Raw genomic sequence first — 16,852 nt, forward strand, 5'->3', positions numbered from 1 at the left:
CGCACCCCTGCACACAGCATCACGTGCAACCATCGTCGCTACCCGGAAGTCCTCAACCATATGCGTGCATCGCTAGGGTGTGGGGCTGAGATGGCCAGCGAGACCTGTGGGGAAGCCCGTGCGTGAATACCTCCTGACGCTCTGCATCACGGCCGCGGTGACGTACCTGCTGACAGGGCCGGTGCGGAAGTTCGCGATCGTGGCCGGAGCCATGCCGGAGATCCGTGCGCGCGACGTGCACCGTGAACCCACGCCGCGCCTCGGCGGCATCGCGATGTTCTTCGGGCTGTGCGCCGGTCTGCTGGTCGCCGACCACCTGACCAACCTCAGCGAGGTCTTCGCCGACTCCAACGAACCGCGCGCGCTGCTGTCCGGGGCGGCGCTGATCTGGCTGATCGGCGTGCTGGACGACAAGTTCGAGATCGACGCGCTGATCAAGCTCGGCGGGCAGATGATCGCCGCGGGCGTGATGGTCATGCAGGGTCTGACGATTCTGTGGCTGCCCGTTCCGGGCGTCGGCATCGTCGCGCTGACCCAGTGGCAGGGCACCCTGCTGACCGTCGCCCTGGTCGTCATCACGATCAACGCGGTGAACTTCGTCGACGGGCTCGACGGTCTCGCGGCCGGCATGGTGTGCATCGCCTCGGCGGCGTTCTTCATGTACGCCTACCGCCTCTGGTACAGCTACGGCATCGAGGCCGCGGCCCCCGCCACCCTCTTCGCGGCCGTACTGATGGGCATGTGCCTGGGCTTCCTGCCGCACAACATGCACCCGGCGCGGATCTTCATGGGTGACTCCGGCTCGATGCTGATCGGTCTGGTGCTGGCCGCCGGCGCGATCTCCGTCACCGGGCAGGTCGACCCGGACGCCATGCAGCTGTTCGGCTCGGAACGCGACACCGTGTTCCAGATGGTGCCGGTCTACATCCCGCTGCTGATGCCGCTGACCATCATCGCGATCCCGGCGGCCGATCTGATCCTCGCCATCGTGCGCCGCACCTGGCGCGGCCAGTCGCCGTTCGCCGCCGACCGGGGGCATCTGCACCACCGGCTGCTGGAGATCGGCCACTCGCACAGCCGGGCGGTGCTGATCATGTACTTCTGGTCCGCGGTCATCGCCTTCGGCGCCCTCGCCTACACGGTGAACGCGGCGTCCATGTGGATCGTCCTCGGCATCGCCGCCCTCAGCGGCGTCGGCCTCTTCCTGCTGCTGCTGCCCCGCTTCACCCCGCGCGCGCCCCGCTGGGCCGAGGCGTTCGTACCGCCGCGCTACCGCCGCCGTCGCCCCACCGCGCAGCCCACCGCGGAACCGCCGGCCGCGCTCGCCGACTGGACGCCGTCCCTCAACGGTGCGACGGCGATCGGCGGGCGCACGGAGCAGGAGGAGCCGAGCCCCGCGGGGGCGCGGCGCTGACGGCTCGGCGTCTCATCCGTGCGTCGCCCTGAAGGGCAGGGTCCTCAAGTGCACGTCACCTAAGGACAATTGAGCGCTCCCCGGTCCCCTGGAAAGGTCGTGGCCGACAGCGGGGGACGACCGCCGGAGACATGGCCGTGCGGGCCCGAAGCCCCCGTGAACCAACCACTCATGGGGGACACATGCGCAAGTCCATCGCGACCACCCTCGTCGTCATGGCGCTCGGCGGTTCGCTCGGCCTCACGGCCACGCAGGCGTCGGCCGCTCCCGCCACCAAGGTGCTTCCGTTCAACTTCAACACCAACGAGGCGCAGAAGGTCGAGGACGACGCCAAGTTCAAGACCACCGCGGCCGGCAAGGTCCAGTTCACGATCACGAAGAAGACCTACGACCACGGCATCGGCATTCGCCTCATCACCTGCGGCAAGGACTGGAAGTCGCTGACGGGCTGGAAGGAGTTCAAGAAGAAGAAGGGCGACTACTACACCTTCGACAAGAGCCTGAAGAAGAACCAGTGCTTCAAGATCCAGGCGGGCCGCAGCTGGGCCGGCTACATCGACGGCAAGCTCAAGGGCAAGATCAAGAAGGCCTGACCAGGCCCCTTTGGGGAGTGAGCCCTGACGGCCGGGGGACGTGTGGCACCGCACACGTCCCCCGGCCGTCCGTCGTACGGGGAGCGACTCCGTTCACCGCTGACGCCAAGGTAAGAATCTGACTAAGCCTTTGCCGATGGCATGCAAGAAACTGGGAGGGCAAACCATCCTTATACCAGACAAGTCGGCACTGTTTCCGCACGGACGGGCGCGTTCACTCTCATGTGTGACACCGCGCACGCCATTCAGGTAAAGACCTCATCAAATAGTTTGTGATACGGTTCACGAGAACCCCGGATGGAGCCGATGGGTCGCAGTGCGACGGCCCACCGGCGTGAGAATTCCGCTCGCCCCCGGGGACTACGCTCGTCCATGACGACACCTGCCCCCTTAGTAAGCGGAGTTGCCGCCATGCCGTCCAATGACGCCCGGATCCTCCTTCAGGCTGCCGTACCCACGGCTGCCGCCGGCGTGATCGCCGCCGTCATCAGCGGTCCGGTCGTCGGGAGCAAGGGGGCGATCGGCGCCATCGTCGCCGCGGTGATCACGATCCTCTTCATGGGAATCGGGCTCTACGTTCTGCAGCGCACCGCCAAATCGCTTCCTCACCTGTTCCAGGCGATGGGCCTGATGCTCTACGCGGCGCAGATTCTGCTGCTGTTCATCTTCCTGGCCGCGTTCAAGAACACCACGCTCTTCCACCCCCGCGCCTTCGCGTTCACGCTGGTCGGCACCACCCTCGTGTGGATCGTCGCTCAGACTCGTGCACACATGAAGGCCAAGATCCTCTACGTCGAACCCGACTCCTCGACCGGCGCGAAGGCCGAAAAGTCGGGGCATTCGTCGTGAGGGGTAGGGCCGGGATAAGTGACCGTAGGAGATCCTGCTATCGTCCGGTGCCAACTGCGGCATCGCGGGCGCGGGCGATCGAGCTGACGCCTGGCCTGGTGCGAGGCTCGATGCCCCACAGCCGCCCCCACATCCGTAACACCAGTCCAGTGCCGACCCGCGGCTGCGCGCCGCGCCGACACAACGAGGTTGCCGTACCCATGCGCCACGCTGAAGGAGCCCGCGGTGAGTGCTGACCCGACGCAGGTGCTCGCCTTCGAGACCGACTGCCACATCTTCGACGGCTGTGGCTTCCCGGCTCCCGGCCTGCACTCGTTCCTGTTTGAGCCGATCATCGGGCACCAGGACGACGCGATCTACTTCAACAAGACGATGCTGCTGGCGCTGCTCGGCTCGATCGTCGTCGTCGGCTTCTTCTGGGCAGCCTTCCGTAAGCCGAAGGTTGTCCCGGGCAAGCTGCAGATGGTCGCCGAAGCCGGCTACGACTTCATTCGTCGCGGGATCGTGTACGAGACGATCGGAAAGAGGGAGGGCGAGAAGTACGTTCCACTGATCGTCTCCCTCTTCTTCTTCATCTGGATGATGAACCTCTGGTCGATCATCCCGGTCGCCCAGTTCCCGGTCACCGCGATCATCGCCTACCCGGCGGTGCTCGCAGCGATCGTCTACATCCTGTGGGTCTCCCTGACCTTCAAGCGGCACGGCTTCGTCGGAGCGTTCAAGAACTTCACGGGCTACAACAAGGAACTCGGCCCGGTGCTTCCGCTGGCCATGCTCATCGAGTTCTTCTCGAACCTGCTGGTCCGGCCCTTCACCCACGCGGTGCGACTCTTCGCGAACATGTTCGCCGGCCACACCCTGCTCCTCCTCTTCACGATTGCCAGCTGGTACCTGCTCAACGGCATCGGGATCGCCTACGCGGGTGTCTCCTTCATCATGGTCATCGTGATGACGGCCTTCGAGCTCTTCGTCCAGGCCCTTCAGGCGTACGTTTTCGTGCTCCTGACTTGCACCTTCATTCAGGGCGCCCTCGCCGAGCACCACTGAGCGCCCACCTCTCGAAAACCCCCGAAGACGTCCGGTGGCCAACCCCCACCGGTCCTTGAAAGAGAAGGAAGAACTGGCATGTCCTCGACTCTCGCCGCTGTCACCGGTGACCTCAAGGCCCTTGGCTCCATCGGCTACGGTCTCGCCGCCATCGGCCCCGGCGTCGGCGTCGGCATCATCTTCGGCAATGGCACCCAGGCTCTGGCCCGCCAGCCCGAGGCCGCCGGCCTGATCCGTGCCAACCAGATCCTCGGCTTCGCCTTCTGTGAGGCGCTCGCCCTCATCGGTCTGGTTATGCCGTTCGTCTACGGCTCCTGATCTCTTCAGGCTGACGACCAAACCAGACGAAAGGCAACGACATGAGCCAGCTGCTCATCCTGGCGGCCGAGGGGGAAGCAGAGAACCCTCTCATTCCGCCGATCCCTGAGCTCGTCATCGGCTTGCTCGCCTTCGTCATCGTCTTCGGCTTCCTCGCCAAGAAGCTTCTCCCGAACATCAACAAGGTTCTGGAAGAGCGCCGCGAGGCCATCGAGGGCGGTATCGAGAAGGCTGAGGCCGCGCAGACCGAGGCCCAGAGCGTGCTCGAGCAGTACAAGGCTCAGCTCGCCGAGGCCCGGCACGAGGCCGCGCGACTGCGCCAGGAGGCGCAGGAGCAGGGCGCCGCGCTCATCGCCGAGATGCGCGCCGAGGGCCAGCGGCAGCGTGAGGAGATCGTCGCCGCCGGTCACGCCCAGATCGAGGCCGACCGCAAGGCCGCCGCTTCCGCGCTGCGCCAGGACGTCGGCAAGCTCGCCACCGACCTGGCCGGCAAGCTCGTCGGTGAGTCCCTGGAGGACCACGCCCGGCAGAGCCGCGTGATCGACCGCTTCCTCGACGACCTCGAGGAGAAGGCCGAGGCGACGCGATGAACGGAGCGAGCCGCGAGGCCCTGGCAGCCGCACGTGAGCGTCTCGACGCGCTGACGGACTCCACGTCCGTGGACGCGACCGCGCTCGCCGACGAGCTGGCCGCCGTCACCGCGCTGCTCGACCGCGAGGTGTCGCTGCGTCGGGTCCTCACCGACCCGGCGCAGGCCGGCGAGGCCAAGGCCGGCCTGGCCGGGCGCATCCTCGGCGGCCAGGTCAGCGGGACCACCGCCGACCTGGTTGCGGGTCTGGTGCGTTCCCGCTGGTCGCAGTCGCGCGACCTGGTGGACGCGCTGGAGGAGCTGGCCGCCCTGGCCGACCTCACCGCCGCGCAGAAGTCGGGCACGCTCGACGACGTCGAGGACGAGCTGTTCCGGTTCGGCCGGATCGTCTCCTCCAACACCGGGCTGCGGTCCGCGCTGACCGACCGCGCCGCGGGCGCGTCGGCCAAGAGCGAACTGCTCCGCAGCCTGCTCGGCGGCCGCGCCAAGGTCACCACCGAGCGTCTGGTGACGCGTCTGGTGATCGCGCCGCGGGGACGTAGCCTGGAAGCGGGACTCGAGTCCCTGTCCAAGCTCGCCGCCGAGCGCCGGAACCGCATGGTCGCCGTCGTCACCTCGGCGGTCCCGCTGAGCGACCCCCAGAAGCAGCGTCTCGGCGCCGCCCTGGCGAAGCTCTACGGCCGTCCGATGCACCTCAACCTCGATGTGGACCCCGGTGTCCTCGGCGGGATCCGGGTGCAGGTCGGAGACGAGGTCATCAACGGTTCGATCGCGGACCGACTCGAGGACGCCGGCCGCCGCCTGGCGAGCTGAGCAACTTCACACGCAGTACGTACCTACGGCCCGGTTGGGCCGTGCAGAGGATTCCTGGGGGTCGCCCCCAGACCCCCAAGTTGAAACTTCGGGCCCAACAAGGAGAGCAGGGAACCCAGATGGCGGAGCTCACGATCCGGCCGGAGGAGATCCGGGACGCGCTGGAGAACTTCGTCCAGTCGTACAAGCCGGACGCGGCCTCGCGCGAGGAGGTCGGTACGGTCACCCTTGCCGGCGACGGCATCGCGAAGGTCGAGGGTCTTCCCTCGGCCATGGCCAACGAACTGCTGAGGTTCGAGGACGGCACCCTCGGCCTGGCGCTGAACCTGGAAGAGCGCGAGATCGGCGCCATCGTCCTCGGTGAGTTCAGCGGTATCGAGGAGGGTCAGCCGGTCACCCGTACCGGCGAGGTCCTGTCGGTCGCCGTGGGCGAGGGCTACCTCGGCCGCGTCGTCGACCCGCTCGGCAACCCGATCGACGGCCTCGGCGAGATCGAGACGTCCGGCCGCCGCGCCCTCGAGCTGCAGGCCCCCACGGTCATGCAGCGCAAGTCGGTGCACGAGCCGATGGAGACGGGCTACAAGGCCGTCGACGCGATGACCCCGATCGGCCGCGGTCAGCGTCAGCTGATCATCGGTGACCGCCAGACCGGCAAGACCGCCCTGGCCGTCGACACGATCATCAACCAGCGCGACAACTGGCGCTCGGGCGACGTGAACAAGCAGGTCCGCTGCATCTACGTCGCCATCGGCCAGAAGGGCTCGACCATCGCGTCGGTCCGTCGCGCGCTGGAGGAGAACGGCGCGCTCGAGTACACGACCATCGTCGCCGCCCCGGCGTCCGACCCGGCCGGCTTCAAGTACCTGGCGCCGTACACCGGTTCGGCCATCGGTCAGCAGTGGATGTACGAGGGCAAGCACGTCCTCATCATCTTCGACGACCTCTCGAAGCAGGCCGACGCCTACCGTGCCGTGTCGCTGCTGCTGCGCCGTCCGCCGGGCCGCGAGGCCTACCCGGGTGACGTCTTCTACCTGCACTCCCGTCTGCTGGAGCGCTGCGCGAAGCTCTCCGACGACATGGGCAAGGGCTCGATGACCGGTCTGCCGATCGTCGAGACCAAGGCCAACGACGTCTCGGCGTTCATCCCGACCAACGTCATCTCCATCACCGACGGCCAGTGCTTCCTGGAGTCGGACCTCTTCAACGCCGGTCAGCGTCCCGCGCTGAACGTCGGTATCTCCGTCTCCCGCGTCGGTGGTTCCGCCCAGCACAAGGCGATGAAGCAGGTCTCCGGCCGTCTTCGCGTGGACCTCGCCCAGTTCCGTGAGCTGGAGGCGTTCGCCGCCTTCGGTTCCGACCTGGACGCCGCGTCGAAGGCCCAGCTGGAGCGTGGCCAGCGCATGGTCGAGCTGCTGAAGCAGGCCCAGTACGAGCCGATGTCCACCGAGGACCAGGTCGTCTCCGTGTGGGCCGGCACCACCGGCAAGATGGACGACGTCCCGGTCGCCGACATCCGCCGCTTCGAGAAGGAGCTGCTGGAGTACCTGCACCGCAAGGAGCAGGGCCTCATGACCTCCATCAAGGAGGGCGGCAAGCTCTCGGACGACACGCTGACCGCTGTCGCCGACGCGATCGCCGACTTCAAGAAGCAGTTCGAGACCTCGGACGGCAAGCTGCTCGGCGAGGACGCTCCGGCGGCCGTCAACGTCTCCAAGTGACGTAAGGAAGGGACCTGACTCATGGGAGCTCAGCTCCGGGTCTACAAGCGTCGCATCCGATCCGTCACCGCGACCAAGAAGATCACCAAGGCGATGGAGATGATCGCCGCCTCGCGCGTCGTCAAGGCGCAGCGCAAGGTGGCGGCCTCCACGCCGTACGCGACCGAGCTCACCCGCGCGGTCACGGCGGTGGGGACTGGTTCGAACACCAAGCACCCGCTGACCACGCAGGCCGAGACGGTCACGCGTTCCGCAGTGCTGCTGCTGACGAGTGACCGGGGTCTGGCCGGTGCCTTCAACTCCAACGCCATCAAGGCGGCGGAGCAGTTGACGGCACGGCTGGAGTCCGAGGGCAAGCAGGTCGACACGTACATCGTCGGCCGCCGAGGTGTCGCCCACTACAACTTCCGTGAGCGCAAGATCGCGGACCAGTGGACGGGCTTCACCGACGAGCCCTCGTACGCGGACGCGAAGAAGGTCGCGGCGCCCCTGATCGAGGCCATCGAGAAGGACACGGCGGACGGCGGCGTGGACGAGCTCCACATCGTGTACACCGAGTTCGTGTCGATGATGACGCAGCAGGCGCTCGACGCGCGTCTGCTGCCGCTCAGCCTCGACGAGGTCGCGCAGGAGAGGCCGAAGGGCGAGATCCTGCCGCTGTACGACTTCGAGCCGTCGGCGGAGGACGTCCTCGACGCCCTGCTGCCGCGCTACGTCGAGAGCCGTATCTACAACGCGCTGCTGCAGTCGGCTGCTTCCAAGCACGCCGCCACCCGCCGCGCGATGAAGTCGGCGACCGACAACGCGGGCGAGCTGATCAACACGCTCTCCCGCCTTGCCAACGCGGCCCGCCAGGCCGAAATCACCCAGGAAATCAGCGAGATCGTCGGTGGCTCCGCAGCCCTTGCCGACGCGACCGCGGGGAGTGACAAGTAATGACGACGACTTCTGAGACGGCCGTTGCCACGGGCCGCGTCGCCCGGGTCATCGGCCCGGTCGTCGACGTGGAGTTCCCCGTCGACGCGATGCCCGACATCTACAACGCCCTGCACGTCGAGGTCTCCGACCCGGCGAACGAGGGTGAGAAGAAGACGCTGACCCTGGAGGTCGCCCAGCACCTGGGTGACGGCCTGGTCCGCACCATCTCCATGCAGCCCACCGACGGTCTGGTCCGCCAGGCCCCGGTCACCGACACCGGCGCCTCCATCACCGTGCCGGTCGGCGACTTCACCAAGGGCAAGGTGTTCAACACCCTCGGTGAGGTGCTGAACGTCGACGAGGAGTACACGGGCGAGCGCTGGGGCATCCACCGCAAGGCCCCGAACTTCGACGAGCTCGAGTCGAAGACCGAGATGTTCGAGACCGGCGTCAAGGTCATCGACCTCCTCACCCCGTACGTCAAGGGTGGAAAGATCGGTCTGTTCGGCGGCGCCGGCGTCGGCAAGACGGTGCTCATCCAGGAGATGATCTACCGCGTCGCCAACAACCACGACGGTGTGTCGGTGTTCGCCGGTGTCGGTGAGCGCACCCGTGAGGGCAACGACCTCATCGAGGAGATGTCGGAGTCCGGCGTCATCGACAAGACCGCGCTGGTCTTCGGTCAGATGGACGAGCCCCCGGGCACCCGTCTGCGCGTGGCCCTCGCCGGTCTGACCATGGCGGAGTACTTCCGCGACGTGCAGAAGCAGGACGTGCTGTTCTTCATCGACAACATCTTCCGCTTCACCCAGGCCGGTTCCGAGGTGTCGACCCTGCTCGGCCGTATGCCCTCCGCGGTGGGCTACCAGCCGAACCTGGCCGACGAGATGGGTCTCCTCCAGGAGCGCATCACCTCGACCCGTGGTCACTCGATCACCTCGATGCAGGCGATCTACGTCCCCGCGGACGACCTGACCGACCCGGCCCCGGCCACCACCTTCGCCCACCTCGACGCGACGACGGTTCTCTCCCGTCCGATCTCCGAGAAGGGCATCTACCCGGCCGTGGACCCGCTGGACTCGACGTCCCGCATCCTCGACCCGCGCTACATCGCGGCGGACCACTACACGGCCGCCATGCGCGTGAAGAGCATCCTGCAGAAGTACAAGGACCTGCAGGACATCATCGCGATCCTCGGTATCGACGAGCTCGGCGAGGAGGACAAGCTCGTCGTCCACCGTGCCCGTCGCGTGGAGCGCTTCCTGTCCCAGAACACCCACGTCGCCAAGCAGTTCACCGGCGTCGACGGGTCGGACGTGCCGCTGGACGAGTCGATCGCCGCGTTCAACGCGATCATCGACGGCGAGTACGACCACTTCCCGGAGCAGGCGTTCTTCATGTGCGGTGGTCTTGAGGACCTCAAGAAGAACGCGAAGGAGCTCGGCGTCAGCTGACGCCCGGCAACTCGTGAACAGTGGGGGGCGAGACCACACCTCTAGGGGTGCGTCCCGCCCCTCTCTGTACTCCCTCTAGAATTGAACCCAACACCCGGCGGAACCGCCGGGTGGTGACCCGAGGAGCCACCTTGGCTGCTGAGCTGCACGTCGCGCTGGTCGCGGCCGACCGAGAGGTCTGGTCGGGCCGGGCCACCCTGGTCGTCGCGCGCACCACGTCCGGCGACATCGGCGTCATGCCCGGTCACCAGCCGCTGCTCGGTGTGCTGGAGTCGGGCCCGGTGACCATCCGTACGAGTGAGGGCGGCACCGTCGTCGTCGCCGTGCACGGTGGATTCATCTCGTTCGCGGACGACAAGCTGTCCCTGCTGGCCGAGGTCGCCGAGCTCGCCGACGAGATCGACGTCCAGCGCGTGGAGCGCGAGCTGGAGCGGGCGAAGGCGGAGGGCGACGCCGCCGCCGAGCGCCGCGCGGACGTCCGACTGCGGACGGTGTCGGCGCGCTGAACGGGTGCGCCGTGTGATGCTGTGTCTCAGCCGCGGCCGGTTCAGGATGTTTCCATCCTGAACCGGCCGCGGCTGAGGTGAATACGGGTGTTTTTTACGTTCCATTACCTAGGAGACGAGGAGGTCGGTGTCGATGGTCCTCGCTCTGACTGTATGCGGGTCGGTGATCGCGCTCGTGGTGGTGGGGCTCGTCGTCTTCGGACTGCGCCGCCGGCTGATCCAGCGCTCCGGTGGAACCTTCAACTGCAGCCTGCGGTGGGACGCCCCGGAGAAACCCGTGGGCGGCGAGGAGAAGGGCAAGGGCTGGGGCTACGGCATCGCCCGTTACAACGGGGACCGCATCGAATGGTTCCGGATCTTCTCGTACTCGCCCCGCCCGCGGCGTGTCCTGGAGCGCTCGGCGATCGAGGTCGCCGGCCGTCGCACCCCGGACGGCGAGGAACTCGTGCTCCTGCCCGACGACGTCATCCTGGTCTGCCTGCACCGCGGCACGCGGCTGGAACTGGCGATGAGCGAGGACGCGCTGACCGGTTTCCTCGCGTGGCTGGAGGCGGCCCCACCCGGACAGCGGGTGAATGTGGCGTAGCGCCACACCCACCCGCCCGGTCTTTCTCAGCCGGTCACTTCAGACCGTCGTTGATCGCGGTCACCAGCTCTCCGTTGCTCGTGTCGCCGCTGAACTCCCAGAAGAACGCGCCGCCCAGGTTCTGGTTCTTCGCCCAGGTCATCTTGGTGCCGATGGTGGCGGGTGTGTCGTAGCTCCACCAGTTGCCGCCGCAGTACGCGTAGGCCGTGCCGGCGACGGTGCCGGTGGCGGGGCAGGAGTTCTTCAGGACCTTGTAGTCCTCGATGCCCGCCTCGTAGGTGCCGGGTGCCGCGCCGGTCGCCGCTCCGCCGGGGGCGGACTGGGTGACGCCGGTCCAGCCGCGGCCGTAGAAGCCTATGCCGAGCAGCAGCTTCGCGGACGGGACGCCCTTCGACTTCAGCTTGGCTATGGCGTCGGCGGAGTTGAAGCCCGCCTGCGGGATGCCGGGGTACGAGGTGAGCGGGGAGTGCGGGGCGGTCGGGCCGTCCTTGTCGAAGGCACCGAAGTAGTCGTACGTCATCACGTTGTACCAGTCGAGGTACGGGGCGGCGCCGCCGTAGTCGGCCGCGTCTATCTTGCCGCCGGAGGAACCGTCGGCGGTGATGGCCGCGGTGACCAGGTAGTCCGGGCCGAACTCGGCGCGCAGTGCCGACATCAGGTTCCTGAACGCCGCCGGACCCGAGGTGTCGCAGGTCAGGCCGCAGGCGTTCGGGTACTCCCAGTCGATGTCGATGCCGTCGAAGACGTCGGCCCAGCGCGGGTCCTCCACGACGGCCTTGCAGGACTTGGCGAACGCGGCCGGGTTCTGCGCGGCCTGGCCGAAGCCACCGGAGTAGGTCCAGCCGCCGAAGGAGTACAGGACCTTGATGTGCGGGTACTTCGCCTTGAGCTGGCGCAGCTGGTTGAAGTTGCCGCGCAGCGGCTGGTCCCAGGTGTCGGCGGTGCCGCTGACGGACTGGTCGGCGGTGTACGCCTTGTCGGTGGCGGCGTAGGAGTCGTCGAGGACGCACTGGCCGTTCTTGACGTTGCCGAAGGCGTAGTTGATGTGGGTGATCTTGGACGCGGAGCCCGAGGTCACCAGGTTCTTGACGTGGTAGTTGCGGCCGTAGACGCCCCACTCGGTGAAGTAGCCGAGCTTGACCTTGGAGCCGGGCGGCGGGTCGACGACCCCGCCGCTGGTGCGGACGGCGACCGCGCCGCTGAGCGGGCCGGTCTGGTCGGCGGTGTCGCGGGCCTGGACGGTGTAGGAGTAGTCGGTGCCGGCGGTCAGGCCGGTGTCGGTGTAGGTGGTGCCGGTGACGGTGGCGACCTTGCTGCCGCCGCGCAGGACGTCGTAGTTCTTGATGCCCTTGTCGTCGGTGGCGGCGCTCCAGCTGAGCCTCACCGAGGTCTCGGTGACACCGGACGCGGTCGGGGTGCCGGGCGCGGAGGGCGCCGCGTCACCGGGGACGCTGGGGCCGCCGTCGCAGCTGCCGCCGTTCAGCCTGCAGTTCGCCGGGGAGCCTGAGCCGCTCCCGTTGAAACCGAACGAGACGGAGGCGCCGGGCGCGAGCGAGCCGTTCCAGGACTTGTTCCTGGCGGTCCAGTGGGAGCCGGAGGAGGTCACGTCGGCGTCCCAGGCCGAGGTGACCGACGTTCCGGAGGGGAAGTCCCACTCGACGGTCCAGGAACTGAGCGTGGTGGTGCCGGTGTTCTTGACGGTCCACTTTCCTTCGAAGCCGCTGCCCCAGTCCTGGGTCCTGGTGTAGGTGGCGGTGGCCGTCGTGGAAGCGGACGCGGCGTGGGCCGTGGTTGCGAGACCGGTCAGGCCGGTCAGGGGAAGCAGCAGGGCGGCGAAGCCCGCCGCGAGTCTGTGCCTGAAGCGCATGACGCGCCTCCTTGTGGGGTGTCGTGAGCATGAGCATGACGTGGCGCAGTGCGGCGAGAATAGAAAGGTCTGGACCATAGGTCAATGGGTCTGGACCAGTGCGCCTCTTCGGACAGCTCCCCGGACACCCCGCCGGGCACCGCCGCACATGTCGCCGGGCGCCCCGCCCGACACCCCTGCGGGGGTCAGATCCCCAGTTCCTGGGCCAGTACGGCCGCTTGGACGCGGCTGCGCAGGTCGAGCTTGCCGAGCAGTCGGCTCACATGGGTCTTCACCGTGGCCTCCGCCATGTCGAGCCGCACCGCGATCTCCGCGTTGGGCAGTCCCTGACCGAGACAGGACAGCACCTCGCGCTCCCGTCGGGTCAGCGAGTCGAGCACCGACAGGTCGGCCGACGGCTCACCGGACGACCCGGCGGCGAACTCGGCGATCAGCCGCCGGGTGACGGCCGGGGCGATCAGTCCCTCGCCGCGCCCCACCGTCCGCACGGCCGCGACGAGGTCCTTCGCCTCGGCGTTCTTCAGCAGGAACCCGGCGGCGCCCGCCCGCAGCGCCCCGAACACGTACTCGTCGAGGTCGAAGGTGGTCAGGACGAGGACGTCGGCCAGGCCCTCGGCGACGACCTGGCGGGTCGCCGACACCCCGTCGAGGCGCGGCATCTGAACGTCCATCAGCACCAGGTCGGGGCGCAGCTCCCGGGCGAGCGCCACGGCCTGCTCGCCGTCGGCCGCCTCGCCGACGACCTCGATGTCGGGCGCGCTGCGCAGGATGAGGACCAGCCCGGCGCGTACGGCGGACTGGTCCTCGGCGACGAGGACGCGGATCATGCGGGTTCTCCTTCGGTGACCGGGAGGGTGGCGCGTACGGCCCAGATCTTGCCGTGCTCCGCGCTCTCGGGGCCCGCGTCGAAGGTGCCGTCGAGCAGCGCGACCCGCTCCCGCATGCCGACCAGGCCGGCGCCCGATCCGGGGGCGCTCGGGTCGTGCCGGTCGCCGTACGGGCTGGTCACCTCGATGTGCAGGGAGCGGTCCGGTTGCCGCAGGGTCACTGTGACGCGGCCGGGGCAGGCGTGTTTGAGGGCGTTGGTGAGGGACTCCTGGACGATGCGGTAGGCCGCGAGACCCACGGGTGCGGGCAGGGTGTCCTCGTGGTCGACGTCGAGGGTGACGTCCAGGCCGTTGGTGCGGGCGCCCTCGACCAGCGCGCCGAGTCCGTCGAGGGTGGGGGCGGCGGCCGGCGCGTCGTCGTCGCCGCTGTCGCGGAGGATGCCGATCAGTCGGCGCATCTCGGCGAGACCCTCGACGCTGTTCTCGCGGATGACCCCGAGGGCCTGCCGGGAGGTGTCCGGGTCGTCGAGGGAGAGCGCGGCCGTGGAGTGGATGGCGATCGCGGACAGGTGGTTGGCGACCATGTCGTGCAACTCCCGTGCCATCCGGGCGCGTTCGGACGCGACGGCCTGGGCCCGGTCCATCTCGGCCAGCAGTGCGGTCTGTTCGGCACGCAGCCGGGCCGCGTCGGCGGCGTCGCGGTGGTTGCGGACGATCGAGCCGGTCGCGGCCGGCATGAAGGCGACCAGGCCGACGACCGCGCCGACGAGCACCGCCTCCGGCACCCGCCACACCGCCACCGGCACCACCGTGCCGACCACGGTGAGCGCCCCGGAGATCCACAGGACGCGGCGGGCGGTGCCGGGCGGGCTGTAGACCACGGCCGCGTACACCAGGTCGGTGAACATCACCACCGTGACCAGATTGCCCTGGGTGATCGTGTCCACCGTCAGCGCGGCCCATCCGACCAGCAGGGCGGTGCGGGGCAGGGTGCGGCGCACCGCCTCGCAGGCCGCCGTCACGACCAGGGGGAGCAGGATCCACCAGCGGCCTTCGAGGAGCACGAGGTCGCCGTCGGCGGGACGGGGAGCGAGCTGCATCCCCCACAGCAGCAGACCGCCGAGCAGTCCGGCGAGGGCGGCGCGCACGTCGAAGGGGTGCGGGCGGGGCGGTCGTACGGCCATGTCCCCATCCAACACGGAGCGGCTGCTCGCCGCCTGATGCCCGGGGACGGTCCTGGACTGCATCTTTCGATGTACCGCGGGTTCGTCATCGCCGACGACGATTCCGGGCGCCCCTGTCGGGAGCCTGGAAGGGTGAACGAAAGGAGCGAGTCGTGATCGTCGCGTTGATCATCGCCTGCGAGGTCGGGTTCTGGGCGTTGCTGGCGCTCGCCCTGGCCGTCCGCTATCTGCTGAGGTGGCGCCGGACGAGTGTGGTGCTGCTGCTGTGCGAGCCCGTGCTGGAACTGGTGCTCTTCGTGGTGACCGCGATCGACCTGAAGAACGGCGCGGAACCGAGCTGGGAACACGGGCTGGCGGCGCTCTACATCGGGTTCACCGTGGGCTACGGCCACTACATGATCCGCTGGCTGGACGGCCATGCCGCACATCGGTTCGCGGGCGGGCCGAAGCCGGCGGGGCCGCCGAAGTACGGCGCGGCGAGGGCCCGGCACGAGGGTGCCCTCTGGCTGCGGACCGTGGTGGCGGCCGGTGTCGCGCTGGCACTGCTCCAGGCGGCCGTCTGGTACGTCGGCGACGACGGGAACGCCGCCTCGCTGAGGTCGTTCCAGTGGACGGCGCTTCGCGCGGCCGGGATCCACGGGCTGGTCGCCCTCGCCTACACGATCTGGCCGAAGAAGGCGCCGGAGGGCGTGAGGGACACCGCGGGGGAGAAGGAGCGGGCGGGGCTGCGATAGCGCGGGGCGCGGGGTCGTGCGTGGTGGTGCGCACGCTTCCCCGCGCCCCTTGACGTCCTTTGGCGTCTCTTGCCGTCCTTGCGCCGGTGTCAGGGGCTCAGCGTTCGCCGCCCGGCACCCACAGGACGTCCCCGACCTCCTGGTTGGCGGCCCTGGCCAGGATGAACAGCAGGTCGGAGAGCCGGTTGAGGTAGGTCGCGGTGAGGGGGTTCATGGTGTCGCCGTGGACCTCCAGCGCGGCCCAGGTCGAGCGTTCGGCGCGGCGGGTGACCGTGCAGGCCTGGTGGAGGAGGGCCGCGCCGGGGGTGCCGCCCGGCAGGATGAAGGAGCGGAGCTTCTCCAGCCGCTCGTTGAAGCGGTCGCAGTCGGCCTCCAGCTTGTCGACGTAGAACTGCTCGACGCGCAGGGGCGGGAACTGCGGGTTCTCGACCACGGGCGTGGACAGGTCGGCGCCGACGTCGAAGAGGTCGTTCTGCACGCGGGTGAGGACCTCCACGATCTCCCCGTCCAGACCGCCCAGGGCGATCGCCGTCCCGATCGCCGCGTTCGCCTCGTTGGCGTCCGCGTACGCCGAGATCCGCAGGTCGGTCTTGGGCACCCGGCTCATGTCGCCGAGGTTGGTGGTGCCCTTGTCGCCGGTCCTGGTGTAGATGCGCGTCAGATTGACCATGTGGCCAGCGTAGTTAGGCACCGGCCGTCCGGAAGACCCGTGTGCCCACCGTCACGGCCAGCGTCGAGAGACCGACCGCGGCGAGGACGCCGTACAGCATGGACGAGGTCGTGTAGAGGCCGACGTAGGCGTCCCGCATCGCGTCCACCAGGTAGCGGAAGGGGACGAGGTGCGACAGGAGGTCGAGCCAGCCGGGGGCCAGGGACATCGGCAGCATCAGGCCCGACAGGAGCATCGACGGCATCGTCAGGGCGTTCACCGTGGGACCGAACTCGTGCGGTGAGCGGGCCTTCATGGCGAGCGCGTACGACAGCGAGGCGAGCGAGACCGTCAGCAGGGCCACGAAGACGAAGCCGAGCAGGACGCCGGCGAGCGGGGCGCGCAACCCCATGAACAGGGCCGCGACGACCAGCAGCACCGCCTGGCACACGAAGACCGCGGCGTCCCGCAGCACCCGGCCCAGCAGCAGCGCCAGCCGGCTCACCGGGGTGACCCGCATCCGTTCGAGCACGCCGGACTGCTTCTCCAGGATGATCATGAAGCCGGAGAAGGAGGCCCCGAAGAGGCTGAGCTGGAGCAGCAGGCCCGGTACGAGCACCTGCCAGGAACTGCCGCGCGAACCGAGCGGGAGGCCGGTGAGCAGCGGGCCGAAGAACAGCAGGTACAGCAGCGGCATGAGCACGCCGAAGAGCATCGCGAAGCGGGAGCGCAGGGTCTGGCGGGCGTAGCGCCCGAAGATCAGTGCCGTGTCGTGCAGAAGCATCG

18 protein-coding genes are annotated in these 16,852 nt (G+C 68.5%); 13 read left to right on the plus strand and 5 right to left on the minus strand.

Annotated elements, in window-relative coordinates; translation table 11 throughout:
• Positions 1-118 precede the first annotated feature (118 nt).
• The 12 genes from GSY65_RS25730 (at position 119) to GSY65_RS25785 (ending at position 10,805) form a co-directional block, all read left to right on the plus strand.
• Positions 119-1,414, plus strand: coding sequence for an MraY family glycosyltransferase (locus GSY65_RS25730; RefSeq protein ID WP_159773109.1), 1,296 nt, complete (start codon positions 119-121; stop codon positions 1,412-1,414).
• Between the two features lie 182 nt (positions 1,415-1,596).
• Positions 1,597-2,007 carry a hypothetical protein gene (locus GSY65_RS25735; RefSeq protein WP_159773112.1) on the plus strand — a complete coding sequence of 137 codons (411 nt, stop codon included), beginning with the start codon at positions 1,597-1,599 and terminating at the stop codon, positions 2,005-2,007.
• A gap of 411 nt (positions 2,008-2,418) precedes the next feature.
• A complete protein-coding gene (locus tag GSY65_RS25740; protein ID WP_159773115.1) occupies positions 2,419-2,856 on the plus strand; it encodes a hypothetical protein in 438 nt (145 codons plus the stop codon).
• Positions 2,857-3,066: 210 nt separating this feature from the next.
• Complete coding sequence (gene atpB / locus GSY65_RS25745) at positions 3,067-3,903, plus strand: F0F1 ATP synthase subunit A (RefSeq protein WP_201452837.1); 837 nt, start codon at positions 3,067-3,069, stop codon at positions 3,901-3,903.
• A gap of 78 nt (positions 3,904-3,981) precedes the next feature.
• Complete coding sequence (locus tag GSY65_RS25750) at positions 3,982-4,221, plus strand: ATP synthase subunit C (protein ID WP_055538220.1); 240 nt, start codon at positions 3,982-3,984, stop codon at positions 4,219-4,221.
• Positions 4,222-4,262: 41 nt separating this feature from the next.
• Positions 4,263-4,811 (plus strand): F0F1 ATP synthase subunit B, encoded by a 549-nt coding sequence (locus GSY65_RS25755; RefSeq protein WP_159773118.1) that lies wholly within the window; start codon positions 4,263-4,265, stop codon positions 4,809-4,811.
• The gene (locus GSY65_RS25760) at positions 4,808-5,623 is read left to right on the plus strand and encodes a F0F1 ATP synthase subunit delta (RefSeq protein WP_159773119.1); all 816 of its coding nucleotides are present in this window, start codon (positions 4,808-4,810) and stop codon (positions 5,621-5,623) included. Before GSY65_RS25755 ends, GSY65_RS25760 begins: the two co-directional genes overlap by 4 nt.
• 119 nt (positions 5,624-5,742) lie before the next feature.
• Positions 5,743-7,341: a F0F1 ATP synthase subunit alpha gene (atpA, locus tag GSY65_RS25765; RefSeq protein WP_159773120.1), complete on the plus strand. Its 1,599-nt coding sequence runs from the start codon at positions 5,743-5,745 to the stop codon at positions 7,339-7,341.
• A 21-nt stretch (positions 7,342-7,362) separates the two neighbouring features.
• Positions 7,363-8,277: a F0F1 ATP synthase subunit gamma gene (locus GSY65_RS25770; protein WP_159773121.1), complete on the plus strand. Its 915-nt coding sequence runs from the start codon at positions 7,363-7,365 to the stop codon at positions 8,275-8,277.
• The gene (gene atpD, locus GSY65_RS25775; protein ID WP_159773122.1) at positions 8,277-9,713 is read left to right on the plus strand and encodes a F0F1 ATP synthase subunit beta; all 1,437 of its coding nucleotides are present in this window, start codon (positions 8,277-8,279) and stop codon (positions 9,711-9,713) included. The genes GSY65_RS25770 and atpD overlap by 1 nt, the downstream gene beginning before the upstream one ends.
• Positions 9,714-9,844: 131 nt before the next feature.
• A complete protein-coding gene (locus tag GSY65_RS25780; protein WP_159773123.1) occupies positions 9,845-10,219 on the plus strand; it encodes a F0F1 ATP synthase subunit epsilon in 375 nt (124 codons plus the stop codon).
• Between the two features lie 133 nt (positions 10,220-10,352).
• Complete coding sequence (locus GSY65_RS25785) at positions 10,353-10,805, plus strand: DUF2550 domain-containing protein (protein WP_159773124.1); 453 nt, start codon at positions 10,353-10,355, stop codon at positions 10,803-10,805.
• A gap of 34 nt (positions 10,806-10,839) precedes the next feature.
• Here GSY65_RS25785 and GSY65_RS25790 read toward each other — a convergent pair whose 3' ends face one another.
• The 3 genes from GSY65_RS25790 to GSY65_RS25800 form a co-directional block, all read right to left on the minus strand.
• Positions 10,840-12,672: a glycoside hydrolase family 18 chitinase gene (locus GSY65_RS25790; RefSeq protein WP_159773125.1), complete on the minus strand. Its 1,833-nt coding sequence runs from the start codon at positions 12,670-12,672 to the stop codon at positions 10,840-10,842.
• A gap of 185 nt (positions 12,673-12,857) precedes the next feature.
• Positions 12,858-13,499, minus strand: coding sequence for a response regulator (locus tag GSY65_RS25795; RefSeq protein ID WP_159773126.1), 642 nt, complete (start codon positions 13,497-13,499; stop codon positions 12,858-12,860).
• A complete protein-coding gene (locus GSY65_RS25800) occupies positions 13,496-14,683 on the minus strand; it encodes a sensor histidine kinase (protein ID WP_201452671.1) in 1,188 nt (395 codons plus the stop codon). Before GSY65_RS25800 ends, GSY65_RS25795 begins: the two co-directional genes overlap by 4 nt.
• A gap of 152 nt (positions 14,684-14,835) precedes the next feature.
• Here GSY65_RS25800 and GSY65_RS25805 point away from each other — a divergent pair, with 152 nt between their 5' ends.
• Positions 14,836-15,417, plus strand: coding sequence for a hypothetical protein (locus GSY65_RS25805; protein WP_159773129.1), 582 nt, complete (start codon positions 14,836-14,838; stop codon positions 15,415-15,417).
• Positions 15,418-15,514: 97 nt separating this feature from the next.
• On the opposite strand, the gene GSY65_RS25810 is transcribed toward GSY65_RS25805, so the two are convergent.
• Both GSY65_RS25810 and GSY65_RS25815 read right to left on the minus strand, forming a co-directional pair.
• Positions 15,515-16,087: a cob(I)yrinic acid a,c-diamide adenosyltransferase gene (locus GSY65_RS25810; protein WP_159773131.1), complete on the minus strand. Its 573-nt coding sequence runs from the start codon at positions 16,085-16,087 to the stop codon at positions 15,515-15,517.
• 13 nt (positions 16,088-16,100) lie between these two features.
• Positions 16,101-16,850 carry an ABC transporter permease gene (locus tag GSY65_RS25815; protein WP_159773133.1) on the minus strand — a complete coding sequence of 250 codons (750 nt, stop codon included), beginning with the start codon at positions 16,848-16,850 and terminating at the stop codon, positions 16,101-16,103.
• Positions 16,851-16,852 lie beyond the last annotated feature (2 nt).

This window comes from Streptomyces sp. HM190, assembly GCF_009857135.1.
In the GTDB taxonomy this organism is placed as follows: Bacteria; Actinomycetota; Actinomycetes; order Streptomycetales; family Streptomycetaceae; genus Streptomyces; species Streptomyces heilongjiangensis.

Excerpts from the sequence above, each read along its gene's own strand:
- GSY65_RS25735 (WP_159773112.1), top strand. The coding sequence starts at position 1,597 with ATGCGCAAGTCCATCGCGACCACCCTCGTCGTCATGGCGCTCGGCGGT.
- GSY65_RS25740 (WP_159773115.1), top strand. The coding sequence starts at position 2,419 with ATGCCGTCCAATGACGCCCGGATCCTCCTTCAGGCTGCCGTACCCACG.
- GSY65_RS25750 (WP_055538220.1), top strand. The coding sequence starts at position 3,982 with ATGTCCTCGACTCTCGCCGCTGTCACCGGTGACCTCAAGGCCCTTGGC.
- GSY65_RS25755 (WP_159773118.1), top strand. The coding sequence starts at position 4,263 with ATGAGCCAGCTGCTCATCCTGGCGGCCGAGGGGGAAGCAGAGAACCCT.
- GSY65_RS25760 (WP_159773119.1), top strand. The coding sequence starts at position 4,808 with ATGAACGGAGCGAGCCGCGAGGCCCTGGCAGCCGCACGTGAGCGTCTC.
- atpA (WP_159773120.1), top strand. The coding sequence starts at position 5,743 with ATGGCGGAGCTCACGATCCGGCCGGAGGAGATCCGGGACGCGCTGGAG.
- GSY65_RS25770 (WP_159773121.1), top strand. The coding sequence starts at position 7,363 with ATGGGAGCTCAGCTCCGGGTCTACAAGCGTCGCATCCGATCCGTCACC.
- atpD (WP_159773122.1), top strand. The coding sequence starts at position 8,277 with ATGACGACGACTTCTGAGACGGCCGTTGCCACGGGCCGCGTCGCCCGG.
- GSY65_RS25785 (WP_159773124.1), top strand. The coding sequence starts at position 10,353 with ATGGTCCTCGCTCTGACTGTATGCGGGTCGGTGATCGCGCTCGTGGTG.
- GSY65_RS25790 (WP_159773125.1), bottom strand. The coding sequence starts at position 12,672 with ATGCGCTTCAGGCACAGACTCGCGGCGGGCTTCGCCGCCCTGCTGCTT.
- GSY65_RS25795 (WP_159773126.1), bottom strand. The coding sequence starts at position 13,499 with ATGATCCGCGTCCTCGTCGCCGAGGACCAGTCCGCCGTACGCGCCGGG.
- GSY65_RS25800 (WP_201452671.1), bottom strand. The coding sequence starts at position 14,683 with ATGGCCGTACGACCGCCCCGCCCGCACCCCTTCGACGTGCGCGCCGCC.
- GSY65_RS25810 (WP_159773131.1), bottom strand. The coding sequence starts at position 16,087 with ATGGTCAATCTGACGCGCATCTACACCAGGACCGGCGACAAGGGCACC.
- GSY65_RS25815 (WP_159773133.1), bottom strand. The coding sequence starts at position 16,850 with ATGCTTCTGCACGACACGGCACTGATCTTCGGGCGCTACGCCCGCCAG.